The organism is Aeoliella sp. (genome assembly GCF_965227375.1).
GTDB lineage: Bacteria > Planctomycetota > Planctomycetia > Pirellulales > Lacipirellulaceae > Aeoliella.
Map to the genome: position 1 here is coordinate 608,396 of NZ_CBDDFX010000001.1, position 16,569 is coordinate 624,964.

The following is a 16,569-nucleotide window of genomic DNA, read 5'->3' on the forward strand; positions in this document are numbered from 1 at the left end:
TGGATGGGCGTACCGAACGTCCTATCCTACTAACTGAAGAAGTCACTTGCCACTTAAGCGGCGCACAGGCGATCAGTCGTCGGTGTGGAAGCCGTCCCAGTTGAGATAGCCGACGATCATCGGCGGTAGGAACACGCAGATAGCGGTCAAAGCAAACAAGACGGCAACGTCATAGACTCCCTTCAAGGCGGCGAGGGCGGAAATGGCGAGACACAGCACGAAGAAGGCTGCCATTCCCTGGACGGCGTTTCTCTCGCAATGAGAGAGTCCCTCCCCCATCCGGTACACGATGAACCAGACCATCGCATTGGCTGCTGCGATAAGTAGCCCGATAAAAGTGAATAGCGGTTGCTCGCTCATCTTAAACGCTATGTGAATCATAAACACGGTGCTGGCCAAGCCAACCAGACCGGCAAAGCCCATCACCAAGACCCCATAGACACTTACAAACTTCAACCCTGCTTCGGAGAAGTTACCTTCGGAGTCTTCCTGTTCTTCGGACGGGTCGACCATCGTCGGCGAAAACGGGAGATCGTCCTTGGTTCTCGGGGCCTCGACGATAGGTGGGGGAGTTGCAGTGGGAGCCTCGATGGGTGGCTCCAACTCGAGTTCACCGGAATCGTAGACGGGAACGAGTTCTGGAACCTGAATGCGCGTTCCGCATTTGCATTTGGCCGACTTGCCCGCCAGCGCTGGCTTGAGCAAATAGTCTTTTCCACAGCCGGGGCAAGTGACTTGGATGACGGTCATTGCAAACCTGTAGCGACGGTGGGCACCAGGAGTAAATAGGTGCCTCCTATCGTACTTCGCATCGAGCGCCGAAGAAACCTGTTTTCCCGGATCTGGCTACCAGCGAACTTTCGACTCGGAGAGTCGAGCTACCTTCAACCTTCGGCCGTTTCGCCGTCGCCAGTGTTGCTGGCGGGCGGGGCGGGCGAGGTCGATTTGCGCTCGCCGGTGCCCGGGACGATGCGGGGGCTGGGGTTCGATTGCTCGATGATGTCGCTGAGCTGCTCGCCGTCGATCACTTCGTGTTCGATCAGCGAGTTAGCAATCGCGTCGAGCGCCGAGCGGCGGGACTCCAGAATGCTACGGCAGCGGTCCAACTGCTCGTCGATGATGCGTTTGACTTCCTGGTCGATCTCGCGGGCGGTTTGCTCGCTGTAGTAACGCGTCGCTGGGCCTTCGCTTCCGGCCAGGAACATGCCACGCCCGCCTTCGCGGAATTTGATGCGGCCCAAGCGGCTCATGCCGTAGTCCATCACCATGGCGCGGGCCGACTCGGTGGCGCGCTCCAGGTCGCTGGTGGCGCCGTTGCCGACGTCGTCGAACACAAGCTCTTCGGCCAGCGTGCCGCCGAGGCAAACCTGAATGTCGCTCTCCAACTGCCCGCGGGTCATCATGAAGCGGTCCTTCTCGGGACGCTGCATCATGTAGCCCAGCGCGCCGAGACCGCGGGGAATGATCGAGACCTTGTGAACCGGATCGGTGTTCGGTAGCGAGTAAGCCACCAACGCGTGCCCCGCCTCGTGGTACGCCAGGCGGAGTTTTTCGTCTTCCTGGATGATGCGGCTGCGCTTCTCGAGGCCCACGCTCACGCGTTCGACCGCCTCGTTGAACTCTTCCATGCCAACGAGTTCTTTGCCGTTACGGGCCGCCAGCAGAGCGGCCTCGTTGACCATGTTGGCCAGATCGGCGCCCACGAAACCAGCGGTGATGCCGGCCAGGGCTTTGACGTCGACATCGGCGTCGACTTTGATTTTTTGCAGGTGCACCTCGAGGATCTCCTCGCGGCCACCAACGTCGGGACGGTCGACCAGCACGTGACGGTCGAAGCGGCCAGGACGCAATAGCGCGGGGTCGAGTGTCTCGGGGCGGTTGGTCGCGCCCATCACGATCACACCGCTATTGGTGCCAAAACCGTCCATCTCCACCAAGAGGGCGTTGAGTGTTTGCTCGCGTTCGTCGTGGCCACCGAGGTTGCCACTGCCGCGCGTTTTGCCCAAGGCGTCCAGCTCGTCGATGAAGATGATGCACGGCGCTCGGCCTTCGGCTTGTTGGAACATGTCCCGCACCCGAGCAGCGCCAACGCCGACGAACATCTCGACGAAGTCCGAACCGCTGATCGAAAAGAACGGCACACCCGCCTCGCCGGCCACGGCTTTGCCGAGCAGTGTCTTACCAGTACCGGGAGGGCCGACCAGCAGCACGCCCTTGGGGATGCGTCCGCCGAGTCGTTGGTAACGTTCAGGGTTCTTGAGGAAGTCGACCACTTCGCGAAGCTCGTCGACCGCTTCCTCGATGCCGGCGACGTCGTCGAAGGTAATGTCGATGTCTTCTTGAGCGTACAGCTTGCCGCGGCTGCGACCGAACGCCATGGGCGAACCGGCGCCGCCGAGACGACGGACCATGAACACGAACAGCAAGACCAACAGGGCCATGACCGCGAAGAATGGCAAGTATACGCTGAAGAACGGATTCTCCGGCGGCACCGCTTCCCAATCGCTGAACTTGTTGTCGCGCAGTACCTCGATCAGCCCGTCGTCGGCCACGCGGTAGGTGACGAAGTTAACCGTTTCGGCTTTCTTCTCTTCGTCGGTCAACGGCTTGGCGCCTGGGCCAGTGCGTTCCATCAATTGGCGCGTGACCTTGCCGCGGACTTTCTCGTCGCTGACCACCAGGTCGCGGAGCGCGGAGAGTTTGACCTTGGTGAGCTGCTCGCCGTCGCGCTTTTCGACTTCGATCCAACCGGGATGTTCGTCCGCCTTGTAGTCCTCTTCGACGTTCTGGCTGGCGACGATCAGCTCCTCCAGGTCGCTCCAGCTGATCTCCTGCTGGCTGCCGGTGGTGAGCATACCGACCAACAGCAACAGCGCGAGGCCCACCGCTACCAGGTACCAGACGAAGTTGCCACCTCCCTGGCCTGCAGGTTTGCGGTCGGAATTATTGGGGCCGGAAGGGTTTTCCATGGGTCTTCTTAATATCTCGCGGTCAGCGGCGAAATAGCCGGGGGGGAACTCGTATCAGCGGGCGCGCGGACCGAGCATAAGCTACTGTTAGCTAACGCAGCGAGTCCGCCCATGGTTCATGGTAGGGCGCTGGGGCCCTACCCGCAACGCATGCCAGGTTGCTCGCGCCAGCCACCCTTCCTAGAATGACCTGCGATTCCGTAACCGTCTATTTGCCAAGCGCTTAAAACAAACAATCCGGCACTGCACCAGCCCCGCCCATTGGCCACTTGCGGTGCAATCCGCACAACCGCCACCAACGGCTAACCCGCGACCACGAGCTGGACATTTCCACCCAGCCACTCGCCGCCCTGGAACCAAAGCTCATGGCCCCGCCACCTACTTCGACTACGGAACACCGCGAAGCCAAACGCGTGGCCGTGTTGGGGGCCACCGGCAGCGTAGGAGCGGGCGCGGTGGAAGTGATCGCTGCTAGCGGCCGGCTCGAAGCGATCGCCCTGTCGGCCCACCAGCGGTTCGATCGGCTGATCGAGCAAGCTAAGCTGCTCAAGCCGCGATGGGTGATTGCCACCGACGCCAAGGCGGCCAAGAAGAAGAGCTGGCGGAAACTGCCCACTGGCACCGAGCTGCTCACCGGCCCGGAGGCCCTGGAGCAAACTGTCCGCCACGAGGACGTCGACACCGTGCTAGCAGCCATTGTCGGCACCGCCGGGCTCGAGAGCACTTGGGCCGCAGTCGATGCGGGAAAGACGGTGGCCTTGGCAAATAAGGAAGCCTTGGTAGCCGCGGGCCCGCTGATTCAGCAACTCGCCCGCCAGCGCGGCGCCACGCTGCTGCCGGTCGATAGCGAACATAGTGCGATTTTCCAGGCGCTGAAAAGCGGCTCGCCCGACGAGGTGGAGCGGTTGGTGCTTACCGCCAGCGGGGGGCCTTTTCGCACCTGGGACCCCGAAGCGCTACGCCAAGTGACCGTCGATGAGGCCCTGGCTCATCCCACGTGGGATATGGGCCCCAAGATCACGATCGACTCGGCTACGTTGATGAACAAAGCCCTGGAGATCGTCGAGGCCCGCTGGCTATTCGACTTGCCCGCCGAGCGATTGGGGGTGATGATTCATCCTCAATCGGTAGTGCATTCGATGGTGGAGTTCGTGGACGGTTCGGTAATCGCCCAACTGAGCCCACCAGACATGCGGCTGCCGATCCAGTACGCTTTGGAGTATCCGCACCGCCGCGACGCGCTTGCCGAGCGGCTCGATTGGACGCAGCGGATGGTGCTGGAGTTCGAGCCGCCCGACTTCGACCGATTTCCGGCGCTCGAACTGGGATTCCGCACCGCTCGCGAAGGAGGCACCGCCGGCGTGGTGGTGAACGCTGCGAACGAGGCGGCCGTCAGCCAGTTTCTGGATGGCGAGCTACACTTTACCGAAATCGTACCGGCATGCGCCAGCGTGCTCGAGTCACATCATTTTAGTCCTTCGCCCACGCTCGACGAGCTGCACCAGCTCGACCAGTGGGCGCGGCGGGAAGTTGAGAATTGGGTATGTGCGTAGACTTCACCTCGGCGTCGTTGGTGCTGGGATCGATCGACTGGTCCGGCTACCTGACCGGAGCGCTCGCCATTCTGGCCGCGGCCGCAGGTTTGGGATTCATTATCTTTGTGCATGAGCTGGGCCACTTCCTGGTCGCCAAGGCATGCGGCGTGAAGTGCGACAAGTTCATGATCGGCTTCGACATCGGCGGCTACAAAATCGGCAAGCAAGTCGGCGAGACCTACTACGGCATCGGCATCCTGCCGCTTGGCGGCTACGTCCGCATGATGGGCCAGAACGACGATCCGCGAATGAGCGCCGAACAGATCCGCGAGTCGGAAGCCACCGCTGGCGACGAAGGCGTGGTCACCAAGGAGATCAAAGGCCCCGATGGCAAGATGCACCAGGTCGATGCCCGCAGCTACATCGCCAAGAGTGTGCCTCAGCGAATGGCCATCATCTCCGCCGGCGTGGTGATGAACGTGATCTTCGCGTTCGTCTTCGCGTTGATCGCATTCCGCATCGGCGTGCCGAGCATCCCCTGCGTGGTGGGCAACACCGATCCCGGCGCGCCTGCCTGGGTGGCGGGATGGCGTGCAAACGACGTGGTCGTGCGGATCGACGACATCGAGAGTCCCTGGTTCGAGCAACTGCAGAGCGAAGTCACCCTGAGCGGCAAGGGCGAGCCGGTTGAGTTCGAGATCAAGCGAGCCGATTCCGGCGAGTTGGAGACGTACTCGATTCAGCCTTCCCGCAAGCGAAGGAAGATCGCCCAGATTGGCATCGGTAATCCATGGTCGCTCGATCTGTTCGCCAAAGACCCCGCGCAGAAGTTCACACCTGCAGCGGAAGTTGGCGACAAGATCCCTGGCGGTAGCCAGATCGTCGCGGTGGATGGCCAGCCCGTCAAACTGTGGCGCGACTTCCAGGCCCATTTGGCTGGTTCGGCCAAGGAGCCGATTACCCTCACCCTGCAGCCCAAAGCCAAGAAGGGCGAAAAGACCAAACCCGAGCCGGTGGATGTGACCATCGAGCCAAACCGCGCCGAGTACGTCGGTCTGGTCATGAAGATGGGCCCCATCGTCGGCGTGCAAGACGGTTCGCCGGCTGCAGAAGCAGGACTGAAAACGGGCGACACCATCACGGCCATCAACGGCGAACCCATCGGCATGGTGGACGAAACCACGGTGGGCTGGGATCCGCGAACGCTTGCTGATCGCTTGGGCGAGATGGGCCGCAGTGGAGAGACGGTGGAACTAACGGTTCGCCGGGCGAGCGACGACAAGTCGCCGACGACAGAGACCATTCGCGTGCCGCTGCGCCATGCCCAGTGGTACGAGATGCCATTATCGAAAAAGAGTCCCATGTCGGCGCCAGCGCTCGGCATTGCCTACTACTTGCTGAACGAAGTCGTCGGCATCGTACCAGGTTCGCCAGCCGCAGAGGCCGACATTGAGATCGGCGATCAATTGGCAACCGTGGATCTGGTGATCGACGAGAAGTACGAGGAAGAATACAAAGGCTTCAAGGAGCCGTTCGAACTGAGCGACGAGGTGAAATCGTGGTCGTACATCCTGGTCAACGGAATCCAGGACACGCCGCCCGGCAGCAAGCTGAAACTCGAACTCCTGCGTGGCGAAGGCGAGCCCAAGAAGGTAACGACAACGGTCGCCATTGCGACCGACAGCGACACCTACATGCCGGAACGCGGCGTGCTGCTAATGCCGATCGAAAAAATGCGCATTGGCAAGACCTTTGGCGAACAAGCGTCGATGGCATGGACCGAGACCACTCGCTCGCTCACCAGCGTGTACCGGTTCCTCAACCGTATCATTCATGGCGACATCGATCCGAGGCTGCTCGGCGGGCCGATCACCATCGCCAAGGCCAGCTACTTTGGCGCGCTGCAGGGACCAGGGCGGTTGCTGATCTTCCTCACGCTCATCAGCGCCAACCTGGCGGTGGTGAATTTCCTGCCGATTCCGGTTCTCGATGGCGGGCACATGGTGTTCCTGGCCTGGGAAGGCATCACCCGCCGACCGCCAGCCGACTGGGTGGCCGGCGCGCTGAATCTGGCCGGACTGGCATTCATCGTCTGCCTGATGCTGTTCGTATTTGGCCTCGATCTGGGGTTTATTGACCGGAATCTGTAGGCCTCGGTGGACGGGGCCCAGCTGGCCACCCACAATCGGAAGTCCACACGCGGCACAGTCCGCCCAAACTGTGCGATTTCCTTGCACAGGCGGAGACAAACTCGTGCCGAGTCCCGCGACATCGGCTATACTGACACCACAGGGGCGTTCACGCTTGAGACTTCACCATCGCCGCGAGGCGCTGCGCTAGACATGCATCTCAACTCAATTCCCCATCGACGTACGTCCCGCGGTTTCACCCTGGTGGAGCTGCTGGTCTCGATCGCCATTATCGGCGTCCTGGTTTCCCTACTCTTGCCCGCGGTGCAACAGGCCCGCGAGTCGGCGCGGAAGATCAGCTGCACGAATAACGTGAAGCAACTGGCGCTGGCCGTGCATAACTACGCTGGCGCGAAGGGTAAGCTACCGGCTGCTGGACATTTCGGCCCGCGCGAAACGGCCGTGACTTGGAATGCAAGCGATTGGCGGGTCGACCTGCGATCGGGAACCAACCAGAACTGGGTCTACGACATCTTGCCGCAGATGGAACAGCAGGCGACATACGATGCGATCGATCCCAAGCGCCACGTCACCGAAGCACCAGACGAGGTGCTGGCAAATCCGCCCAAGACGCTACTCTGTCCAAGCGGCGACACGGCAGGCCGGGTGTACAACACGCCCCGCGGGTTTGGCAGGCGGTCGGTCGCCATCGGCAAAGCCAGCTACGCCGGCTACGCCAGCCCGTTTCACATCGACTCGGTCTACCAGTCGGGACCGCTGGCTATCTACGGCATCTCGCTGCGTCAGGTGATCGACGGTGCAAGCAATACGCTGCTGCTGTCGGAAGTTCGTTCGCGAGAGAACGCCGGCGATCAGCGGGGTGCTTGGTTGCTGCCGTGGTCGGGGGCAACGCTGATCTCGATGGACTTCCACCCCCAGTTCTATGGCAGCGTAGGTGAAGATGATTCGCCCAGCGGCTACATCAATGAGGCCAACAGCATGTCGTTAGGCTTTACCCAAGTGCCAAACGGACCACATCCCGATGTGCTGTATGGCTGCCCCGATCTGGCGGCAGCCCAGCTCGAAGGGATGCCTTGCAACACGGAGTACGAAGGTTACATTTCGGCTGCCCCTCGCAGTCAGCACCCTGGCGGAGTGAATGCGGGTTATGTCGACGGTCATGTATCGTTCCTTCGGGACGATGTCGATGAGTACACGATGCTGTATCTGATTGGTATTAATGACGGCGAGTTTTCGCGCCACGATAACTGATGTCCAAAGGTTGAGTCTCTTCGACAAGAGCCCCTTCACCCAGCAAGCCAGTTCCGAATGTCCGCCGAATCTAGTTCGCCGCCACTGCGACCCTCCGCGGGCTATGTGCTGGTGGCCGCGGGCCTGATCGCCGTGGTGCTGGGGCTGACGTGGAATCGCGTGCTGCCGAAGGAAGTTTACTGGTCGGAAGAGCAGGCCCGCGAATTCAACGAGGCCTACGATGCGGCCCACAGCCTGACGAGCCATCCCCCGCATGGCCCCGGCGAGTCGCACACTCACGACCACTCGCACGGCTCCGACGACCTCGAGGCAGCACGCCAGCGGTTGCTCGCAGCCGAGGAGCGATTGAATCGGGCAAAGACCATGCACACCTACACAGGGCGCATTGTCTCTATTATCGGCGCCGTGCTGGCAGCCGCCGGCCTGGCCCTGCTCCGCCGGGGCGATTCTGGCTCCTGATTTCCACCCTGGACTCGGCGTCGGTTTCTGCCGATGATGGGGGTCGGTTTTTCCGTCGCCTTGCGGTTTCCCCCAGGTCGGCCTGAGGTCTGCACCACGTGGATTCGCAGCCCCTGTCGCGCTCCACTCCTTCCCCCACTTTCCCTGCCGATGTCTTCCTACAGCCTTACGCACCTCAAACAGCTTGAAGCCGAGAGCATCCACATCATTCGCGAGGTGGCGGCCGAGTTCGACAATCCGGTCATGCTGTACTCGGTGGGCAAGGACTCGTCGGTCATGGTCCGCCTGGCCGAAAAGGCGTTCTACCCCGGCAAGCCACCGTTCCCGCTGATGCACGTCGACACGACGTGGAAGTTTCGCGAGATGATCGAGTTCCGCGAGAATCTCATCCGCGAGCAACTCGGCTGGGACCTGATCGTCCACATCAACGAGGAAGGTCGCAAGCTGGGCCTCGACCCGCTCACCCAAGGCGGCAAGCACACCACCGTGATGAAGACCGAGAGCCTCAAGCAAGCGCTCGACAAGCACGGCTTCGACGCGGCCTTCGGCGGCGCTCGCCGCGACGAAGAAAAGAGCCGCGCCAAGGAGCGGGTGTTCTCGTTCCGCGACAAGTTCCATCGTTGGGACCCCAAGAACCAGCGGCCCGAACTGTGGAACCTGTACAACACCAAGGTCAACCAGGGCGAGTCGATTCGCGTGTTCCCACTGTCGAACTGGACGGAACTCGACGTGTGGCAATACATCCACCTGGAGAACATCCCGATCGTACCGCTGTACTTCTCCGACAAGCGGCCCGTCGTGCGCCGCAAGGTGAAGGGCTCCGAGACACTGATCATGGTGGACGACGACCGGCTGCAACTCGAGCCCGGCGAGAAGCCCGAGATGAAGATGGTTCGCTTCCGCACGCTCGGCTGCTACCCCCTGACCGGCGCGGTGGAAAGCGAAGCCCAGACCCTGCCGCAGATCATCCAAGAAATGCTGCTGGCCACCACCTCCGAACGCCAAGGCCGCGCAGTGGACGACGACGAAGAAGGCGGCATGGAAGACAAGAAGAAGGAAGGATACTTTTGAGTTCGGAATGCGGATTTTGGAATGCGGAATCCGTGGCCCCGCAACAATTTGCCACGAGCACTACAACTAACCACGGAGTACACAGAGAACACGGAGAATTGACCTGCAGAAGGAACACTAATCTCCGCTAATCCGTGCTAATTGATATTGGCGAAGATTAGTGTTCCCTCCTTCTCAGCGACCTCCGCGCCCTCTGTGGTTTTTAGAAGCTATGAGTCATCAGTCCGACCTAATCGCCACTGACATCGACGCCTATCTCAAGCAGCATGAGAACAAAGAACTCTTGCGCTTCCTTACCTGTGGCTCTGTCGATGATGGCAAGAGCACACTGATTGGCATGCTGTTGTACGAGTCGAAGATGATCTACGAGGATACCCTCGCGGCCATCGAGAAGGACTCGGTCAAGCATGGCACCACCGGCGGGTTCGATCCGGCGCTGCTCACCGATGGCCTGAAGGCCGAGCGGGAGCAGGGCATTACGATCGACGTGGCGTATCGGTACTTCTCGACCGCCAAGCGAAAGTTCATCATCGCCGACTGCCCGGGCCACGAGCAGTACACGCGAAACATGGCCACTGGCGCGTCGACATGCGACTTGGCGATCATCCTGATCGACGCGCGCCATGGTGTGATGACGCAAACCAAGCGGCACTCGTTCATTGTCTCTCTGCTCGGCATCAAGCACGTGTTGGTGGCGGTGAACAAGATGGACCTGGTGGACTTCAGCCAGGAGCGGTTCGACGAGATCGTGCAGGAATACCGCGACTTCGCCACGCGACTCGAAATGCCCGACCAGCACTTCATCCCGATCAGCGCGCTGAAGGGCGACAACCTGCTGGAGCGGAGCCCGAACACGCCGTGGTACGACGGCTCGACGCTGATGCACCATTTGGAGAACGTGCACATCGCCAGCGACCGCAACCTGATCGACTTCCGCATGCCGGTGCAGTACGTCAATCGGCCGAACCTTGACTTCCGCGGCTTCTGCGGCACCATCGCCTCGGGCACGATCTCCAAAGGCGATACGGTGATGGCGCTGCCGTCGAAGAAGACCAGCAAGGTCAAGAGCATCGTCACCTACGATGGCGAACTGGAAGAAGCGTTCGCACCGCTTTCGGTAACGCTCACCACCGAGGACGAAATCGACATCAGCCGCGGCGACATGCTGGTGCGGCCCGACAATCAACCGACGATTACAGACAAGTTCGACGCCTCGATCGTGTGGATGGCCGAGCAGCCGCTGCTACCGGGCAAGGATTACCTGATCAAGCAGGCGTGCAGCGTCACGCCGGGGCGGATTAGCACGCTGCGGTACGAGATCGATGTGAACACGCTGCATCGCAGCCCGACGGCCGAGCTAAAGCTCAACCAGATCGCCCGCTGCCAAGTGCAACTCAGCCAGCCCGTCGCGCTGGACGACTACCGCCGGAACAAGGGCACCGGCGCGTTCATCATCGTCGATCGCGTGTCGAACATCACCGTCGGCGCAGGCATGATCCTCGATCGCAAGACGGCCGAGCAAAGCGACCACTGGGAAGACGAAGCCCGCGAGGGCCTCGAAGCCCGCACCAGCCCGGTAACGCCCGAGGAGCGCGAAGCTCGTTACGGGCAGAAGCCGGTAACGGTACTACTGACCGGTCTGCCAGCCGCCGGCAAGACGCCGATCGCCAACGCGGTGGAGCGAATGCTGTTCGACCGCGGCCGCGCGGTGGCAGTGATCGATGGACAGAACATGCGGCGCGGCTTGTCGCGCGACTTGGGCTTCTCGGTCGACGACCGCAGCGAGAACGTCCGCCGCGCGGCCGAAGTCGCTAAGACACTGAACAACGCCGGCCTGATCACCGTGGCCGCGTTCGTCGCCCCCCACGAAGCGGTCCGCCAGAAGGCGTCCGAAGTGGTGGGCCGCGAGCGGTTCGTCGTCGCCCACGTCGCCGCACCAGTCGAGTGGTGCCGCGAGCACGACGACCAAGGCGTGTACGCCAAAGCCGACAGTGGCGAAATCGCCGGCTTCCCCGGCGTATCGGCCGACTACGAAATACCCGCCGAGCCAGACCTGGTGCTCAGCACGCACGAGCTGTCGATTGACGAGTGTGCGCAAAAGGTGGTGGAGCTCTTGGAGTCTCGAGGGGCAATTTAGCACCCTGCGCTAAACCCACGGAGGGCAGTGATGGCAAGCAAGAAGGCCTGGTTTCGATTTGGCATCGGTACGCTGCTGTTCCTCACTGCTTGCGTGGCGGGGTATTTTACAGGCTATCGATACGGAGTAGAAGAAAAGCAACAGCAGATTCGACGCACGACGGTCGTAACAACAACTTACAATGTTGGAGATCTGCTTTCCTTCGACAAAGACGCGTCGGTCGCCTCAGCGGACTTCGATAGTCTGATTGATTTGATTGTTTCCACGGTGAATTCCGAGAAATGGGTCGAGAATGGTGGGCCGGTCAATGAAATCCGTCCGTTTCCCGGCCACAAGTCGTTGGTCATTACTTGCGATCTCGAAACGCATGACCAAACGGCTGACCTCCTCGAACAGTTGCGCCGCGGCGCGTACGAACTCGATACGGAAGATCTGATGGCAGCGGTGCGCGATGCTTCCGCTCGCAAACAAGCTACTCCTCACGCGGTGAAGCTCTATAGTGCTTTGAATCCCGATGTACATCGCATCGTCAGTGGTCACTACGACTCTGGTCTCGAAGTGCTCAAGAAGCGTCTGGGTAGGCCCGAAGCGACCTACACGCTCGACACCGAGGATTTTCCAACGTGGATCGCCGCTCAGAAAGTGGCCGTTTGGAAGAAAGGAGATGGCAAGCTCTATCTCGCTCTCCAGGACGTCATGCCCGAGGGCGAAGCGGTGGTGGTGGGATGGCACGAGGCTGGCATGGACACCATCCGCCCGCTGAACTACACGCCCGCAGTGGCCGAAGCGACTGGGAGGTAGTAGTAGCTGGTCCTACGTGAATGTTTCCACTAGCATGAACACTGCTGGTTGCTGGAATCGCGATGGGTGATCTAGCACTCTTCACCCAGAACCTCAGAGGCCGGCGATGAAAAGCAAGAAGTCGTGGTTTCGGTTTGGCATCGGAACGCTATTGTTCCTCACTGCCTGCTTGGCGGGGTATTTCGCAGGTTACCAGCTAGGCGCTGAGGCAAAGCTAGAGGCGATTCGGCAGCAAGAAGTCTGCTCGATCGTGTACGACGTATCCGATCTCGTTGTCATGGAGTCGGATGGCGAACTTGTAGCAACCGACTTCGACCCACTGCTGGACGCTATCTACGGCACAATCGCCAGTGACAGTTGGGTTGTGAACGGCGGCCCCGATGCGTACATCCAGCCGCATCCTTCAACCCAGTCGCTGGTAATCTCCCAGAAGCCTGCCGTACACAACCAGATCCGCGATTTGCTGGCACAACTGCAGCGAGCGGCGGAAAAGCGCGATCACGAAAAGGTCGTAGACGCCGACGAGTAGATTACACGGAAGCACAACTTAGTTACCCGAATCGGATTTTCCGGAGTGCTTCCGCTTGTACCGGCACTCCTGGCAACGGACTGCCGTGGCATACAGTGGACCTTTGGCAACCTCGTAGTACCACTTCTGATCTTTCGCGAGCCACACCTCTCGCTTCCCGCAGTCGATGCACTTGAACTCGATGTCTTCGTAGTACGTCGGAGCCGGACAGTAGGAGTTGTTGGGCACCTGTTGCCGAGGATTCGCGAACACCGCGCCGGGAGGGATTCCCGTGCCGTGGCTCGTCGTCTTGCGTTTTCGTTTGGCCATCTTCTGCAAGTTTGTTCGGCCACAGTAATACTCGGACCCGTCCGCCAGGCTGCCGATGAGCCAGTGCGACAAGCACCGCCAGCATCAGCACCGCCCAGGTGCTGGGCTCGGGTACGACGGTGCCCGGCTGGGCCGCCTGCGGCAGGGTCATGCCGAAGTGGCTCTTCCATAGATTGTAGTCTGCGACGTCGACTATGCCATCGGCCGATCCGGCGCTATGGAGCGCCTCTTCGCTCGCTGCGCCCAGATTGTTCCGCCACACGGTGTAGTCGGCCAGGTTCACCACGCCATCGGCATTGAAGTCGCCGTACAAGACCGGTTCGATTCGCAGCAGGCGGCCGCCGGAGAAGTTCTGGTCGTAGCCCATCACGTACAGTTCTCCGGCGTGACCTTCGCCGAGCCCGATCACACGAGGTGGCAGCACCTCGCTCGTGGAAGAGAAGTTGAACTCGTAGGTGATGCCGCTGGAGACGTCGCCGTAAAAAAGCCGCCCGAGATTGGGAATCGGCTCCGACGGATCGCGCGAACCTTGGTGATCGGCGAACACGTACATCCCCTCCAGGCCAAGGATGGCGTCGCCACGATAGACGTTGCCACCGATGACGTCCGCGCCGTCCTGGTGGTCGTATTCCAGCACGGGATCCAGCCAGCCGTTGAGGTCGGCCAGGTCGCCGTTTCCATTACCATCCTGATCCGCATCCGGAAGCAGACTGGGAAACCGGATGCTTCCTTCCTTGTAGTGCCAACCATAGTTCTGCCCACCGGAACCTTCCGCCAGGACATTCGGCGCAAGGTTGATCTCCTCCACGTCGTCCTGCCCCACCTCTGCGATGTAGAGATCGTTGGTCACCCCATCGATCGAGATGCGGTAAGGGTTGCGATTTCCATACGTGAAGATCTCCTCATACACGCCGCCGCCCTGGCCAAAGAAGGGATTCGTCGCAGGAATCGAAAACTGCCCATTGCTGCTGGTGACGCCCTGCAGTCCAAGCGGGTCGATCCGCAGCACCTTTCCGTACGGGGTGGTGAGTTGCTGCGCGTTCAGGCGCTCGAGCGATGAGTTGCTACCATCGCCGGACGAGATGTACAGCAACTCGTTGGCGTCGAACTCCAAGTCGTTGAGATTGTGGTTGTGGTTCGATTGCCTGGCGCGGATGAGGGCCCTCTTGTCGAAGCTGCCGATCGTGTTGGCCGTGGGATCGGCGACCGTGTACTCGTACAGCACGTCGTAGTGATGGGTCGAGCTGGAGCCGAACTGGGGAGTGTACGTGACCGGCCCCGTGGCGGTGGACTCCGGCTCAAGGGTGTAGAACTTGCCGTACCCTGGCGACTGGGAATCTCCAAAGCCGGGATGAAAAGCCATGGCAGTAAACCCGGTGTCGCGATCGAGCACCGACAGGTTGCTGAGCATTGAATGGTAGGGAGTCGCCAGCAGGGCGCCGCTGTTGTCGAGCACTCGCAAATCGCCCGACCGGAGGTCGACCAGGAACAACCTCCCACTACCATCTGGCGCCTTGGCCATGTCGCTGGCGAAGGGGATATCGGCCACGTGCTCCAGCCGTACGGTAATGTTGCTAGGGCTGACCGAAACGGATGGGAGCAAGTCGCGCTCCGCCCAGCAGCATTCGGTGCTGGTGATACACACGCACGCGAGCAAGGCCCAACGCGCGAGGTGCGTGGCGCTGCGAAGGCAATGGCAGAAACGGTCGCTCAAAGTAGCTTAAGGTGTTAGCGCGAGGTTGTGCTCGACACGCCGCTGGCCAGAGGGCACCTCAAATGTCAATTCACTGCTGCGATTGTATTTCTCAGGCACGTACTGCTCTGGCGCCCCGGCTTCGCCGTCGGGCAAGCTGGCCGGCGCACGGAAGCCCTGCACCTGGACGCGGTGGCGGCCCACAGGCACGCCACCTTTGCCGGTGGCTTCGTACTTCCCCTCGTTGATGGGACCTCCGGATACGCCGCCGGGGGTGCCATCGATCGGGTAGAAGTAGATCTTCCCCTGGGAGATCGGCTGTCCGTCGTAGCTCACGGTGCCGTACACCACGGCCTTGGGAATCTCGGAGCCGCGGCCACACCCCAGGACCGGAAGCATCAGCAGCAAGCTGGCTGCGAGGTTAAAGCTGTATCGCGCGTTTCCCATCTCGTTCAAACCAACTCGTAAAGACGTGTGCGTGGAAGTTCGGTGCGATCAATCACTGGTGGGCAATTCATCGCCGGCGCGCGTGGCAATGGCGAAGAGCACATTCTGGTCGGTGTCTTCGTTCAGGAACTCGACGTGGCCGTCGCAGTAGCCGAAATGGCATCCGCCAGGATGGAAACTGGAGAAGCCTGTGTCCCACCACACGTGCGCATGCCGGTTCCCTCCGTTGCCGTCAAACGGATCGCCGCCTGGGTCTCGTCCGCCCGGCAACGAACCGGGGCCATTTAATCCCTCGCTCATGTCTTGCACATTGCGGGTGCACCACCACCAGCCGAAGTCGACCAGATCCGACTGGTTGTTCACTCCTTTGCCGCCGGTGACTTCTCCGATGATCACCGTGTTGCTCAGACCGTCGGTGATGCGTTGGGGACCAATCTTGCTGAAGTTGTACAGCACTCCGTTGCCGCGCCCTGTCGCTTGATAGCCACGGCTGCCCCCGATGACCAGCGAATCGTGACTATCGGCTACTCCCGCGATGTTGGTAGGGCGGACATCATACGGCTCGCCATCGTGGCCAATGTTGCTGCAACAATCGACCCAGCCCGACTCGTTGCTGACGTCGCTAGGACAACGATAGATGGGGACGGGATTTCCCACGGCCGCCCAGGACCCGGCCTGTTCGGTGAATCGCGCCCAATTGTCGACCAGGTCGTGCACCTGCTGCTGCTCGATCTGGGGAAGGATGAACGCGGCCCAACCGAATCCGTTCACGTCGTGCCAGTTTTCGCCGTATCGGTCGCCGAGTTTCTCGGCGGCCTTCATCACACGCTCCCCACTCTCGCCTTCGAGGCGAACGATATTTTGCTCGCGAGAAGTTTCCGTGCCGGCGGGAAAGTGCTTGTGGGTGTCGACGTAGTTCTGCAAGCCGATGCCCGCCTGCTTGAAGCTATTCATGCACGCACTACGGCGAGCGGCCTCGCGCGCCGACTGCACCGCGGGCAGCAGCAGCGCCACAAGGATACCGATGATCGCAATGACCACCAGTAGTTCGACCAAGGTGAAAGCACTTGGCCGTTTACGGTTTGGGGAACGGTACAACATCCTCTGCCTCTTCTACCTTTTCTAGGGACACTTGCGCTAGTCTGTTCGTCAATCGGTGAGCCAATCACGATGCACGTGCGTCACGCTTCGACGAGTGCATCGCGAGGTGCTCGTGCG

General features: G+C 60.9%; 13 protein-coding genes and 1 pseudogene. 8 read left to right on the plus strand and 6 right to left on the minus strand.

Annotation, left to right across the window (positions count from 1 at the left end; all coding sequences use genetic code 11):
* Positions 1-72 precede the first annotated feature (72 nt).
* Together ACQK2L_RS02500 and ftsH are read right to left on the minus strand one after the other, a co-directional pair.
* The gene (locus ACQK2L_RS02500; protein WP_425395355.1) at positions 73-750 is read right to left on the minus strand and encodes a hypothetical protein; all 678 of its coding nucleotides are present in this window, start codon (positions 748-750) and stop codon (positions 73-75) included.
* A gap of 134 nt (positions 751-884) precedes the next feature.
* The gene (gene ftsH / locus ACQK2L_RS02505) at positions 885-2,969 is read right to left on the minus strand and encodes an ATP-dependent zinc metalloprotease FtsH (protein ID WP_425395356.1); all 2,085 of its coding nucleotides are present in this window, start codon (positions 2,967-2,969) and stop codon (positions 885-887) included.
* A 365-nt stretch (positions 2,970-3,334) separates the two neighbouring features.
* On the opposite strand from ftsH, the gene dxr reads away from it, so the two are divergent.
* The 8 genes from dxr to ACQK2L_RS02545 all read left to right on the plus strand — a co-directional run bounded on the left by dxr (position 3,335) and on the right by ACQK2L_RS02545 (position 12,902).
* Positions 3,335-4,522, plus strand: coding sequence for a 1-deoxy-D-xylulose-5-phosphate reductoisomerase (gene dxr, locus ACQK2L_RS02510; RefSeq protein ID WP_425395357.1), 1,188 nt, complete (start codon positions 3,335-3,337; stop codon positions 4,520-4,522).
* The gene (locus ACQK2L_RS02515; protein ID WP_425395358.1) at positions 4,513-6,654 is read left to right on the plus strand and encodes a site-2 protease family protein; all 2,142 of its coding nucleotides are present in this window, start codon (positions 4,513-4,515) and stop codon (positions 6,652-6,654) included. Before dxr ends, ACQK2L_RS02515 begins: the two co-directional genes overlap by 10 nt.
* 192 nt (positions 6,655-6,846) lie before the next feature.
* Entirely contained in the window at positions 6,847-7,905 is a 1,059-nt protein-coding gene (locus tag ACQK2L_RS02520; protein WP_425395359.1) for a DUF1559 domain-containing protein, read from the plus strand.
* Between the two features lie 57 nt (positions 7,906-7,962).
* Positions 7,963-8,364, plus strand: a complete 402-nt coding sequence (locus ACQK2L_RS02525) for a hypothetical protein (RefSeq protein WP_425395360.1) — start codon at positions 7,963-7,965, stop codon at positions 8,362-8,364.
* A gap of 150 nt (positions 8,365-8,514) precedes the next feature.
* Positions 8,515-9,435 carry a sulfate adenylyltransferase subunit CysD gene (gene cysD / locus ACQK2L_RS02530; protein ID WP_425395361.1) on the plus strand — a complete coding sequence of 307 codons (921 nt, stop codon included), beginning with the start codon at positions 8,515-8,517 and terminating at the stop codon, positions 9,433-9,435.
* Between the two features lie 211 nt (positions 9,436-9,646).
* The gene (gene cysN / locus ACQK2L_RS02535) at positions 9,647-11,572 is read left to right on the plus strand and encodes a sulfate adenylyltransferase subunit CysN (protein ID WP_425395362.1); all 1,926 of its coding nucleotides are present in this window, start codon (positions 9,647-9,649) and stop codon (positions 11,570-11,572) included.
* A 30-nt stretch (positions 11,573-11,602) separates the two neighbouring features.
* On the plus strand, positions 11,603-12,373 hold the full coding sequence (locus ACQK2L_RS02540) for a hypothetical protein (protein ID WP_425395363.1): 771 nt from the start codon (positions 11,603-11,605) through the stop codon (positions 12,371-12,373).
* A 106-nt stretch (positions 12,374-12,479) separates the two neighbouring features.
* Positions 12,480-12,902 carry a hypothetical protein gene (locus ACQK2L_RS02545; protein ID WP_425395364.1) on the plus strand — a complete coding sequence of 141 codons (423 nt, stop codon included), beginning with the start codon at positions 12,480-12,482 and terminating at the stop codon, positions 12,900-12,902.
* 18 nt (positions 12,903-12,920) lie between these two features.
* Here ACQK2L_RS02545 and ACQK2L_RS02550 read toward each other — a convergent pair whose 3' ends face one another.
* The 4 genes and pseudogenes from ACQK2L_RS02550 to ACQK2L_RS02565 form a co-directional block, all read right to left on the minus strand.
* Positions 12,921-13,211: a zinc-ribbon domain containing protein gene (locus ACQK2L_RS02550; protein ID WP_425397407.1), complete on the minus strand. Its 291-nt coding sequence runs from the start codon at positions 13,209-13,211 to the stop codon at positions 12,921-12,923.
* A gap of 742 nt (positions 13,212-13,953) precedes the next feature.
* Positions 13,954-14,733, minus strand: a pseudogene (locus tag ACQK2L_RS02555) (PQQ-dependent sugar dehydrogenase); the annotation flags it as partial.
* A 198-nt stretch (positions 14,734-14,931) separates the two neighbouring features.
* Entirely contained in the window at positions 14,932-15,351 is a 420-nt protein-coding gene (locus tag ACQK2L_RS02560) for a hypothetical protein (protein WP_425395365.1), read from the minus strand.
* Positions 15,352-15,399: 48 nt separating this feature from the next.
* Positions 15,400-16,452: a DUF1559 domain-containing protein gene (locus ACQK2L_RS02565; RefSeq protein ID WP_425395366.1), complete on the minus strand. Its 1,053-nt coding sequence runs from the start codon at positions 16,450-16,452 to the stop codon at positions 15,400-15,402.
* Between the last annotated feature and the right edge of the window lie 117 nt (positions 16,453-16,569).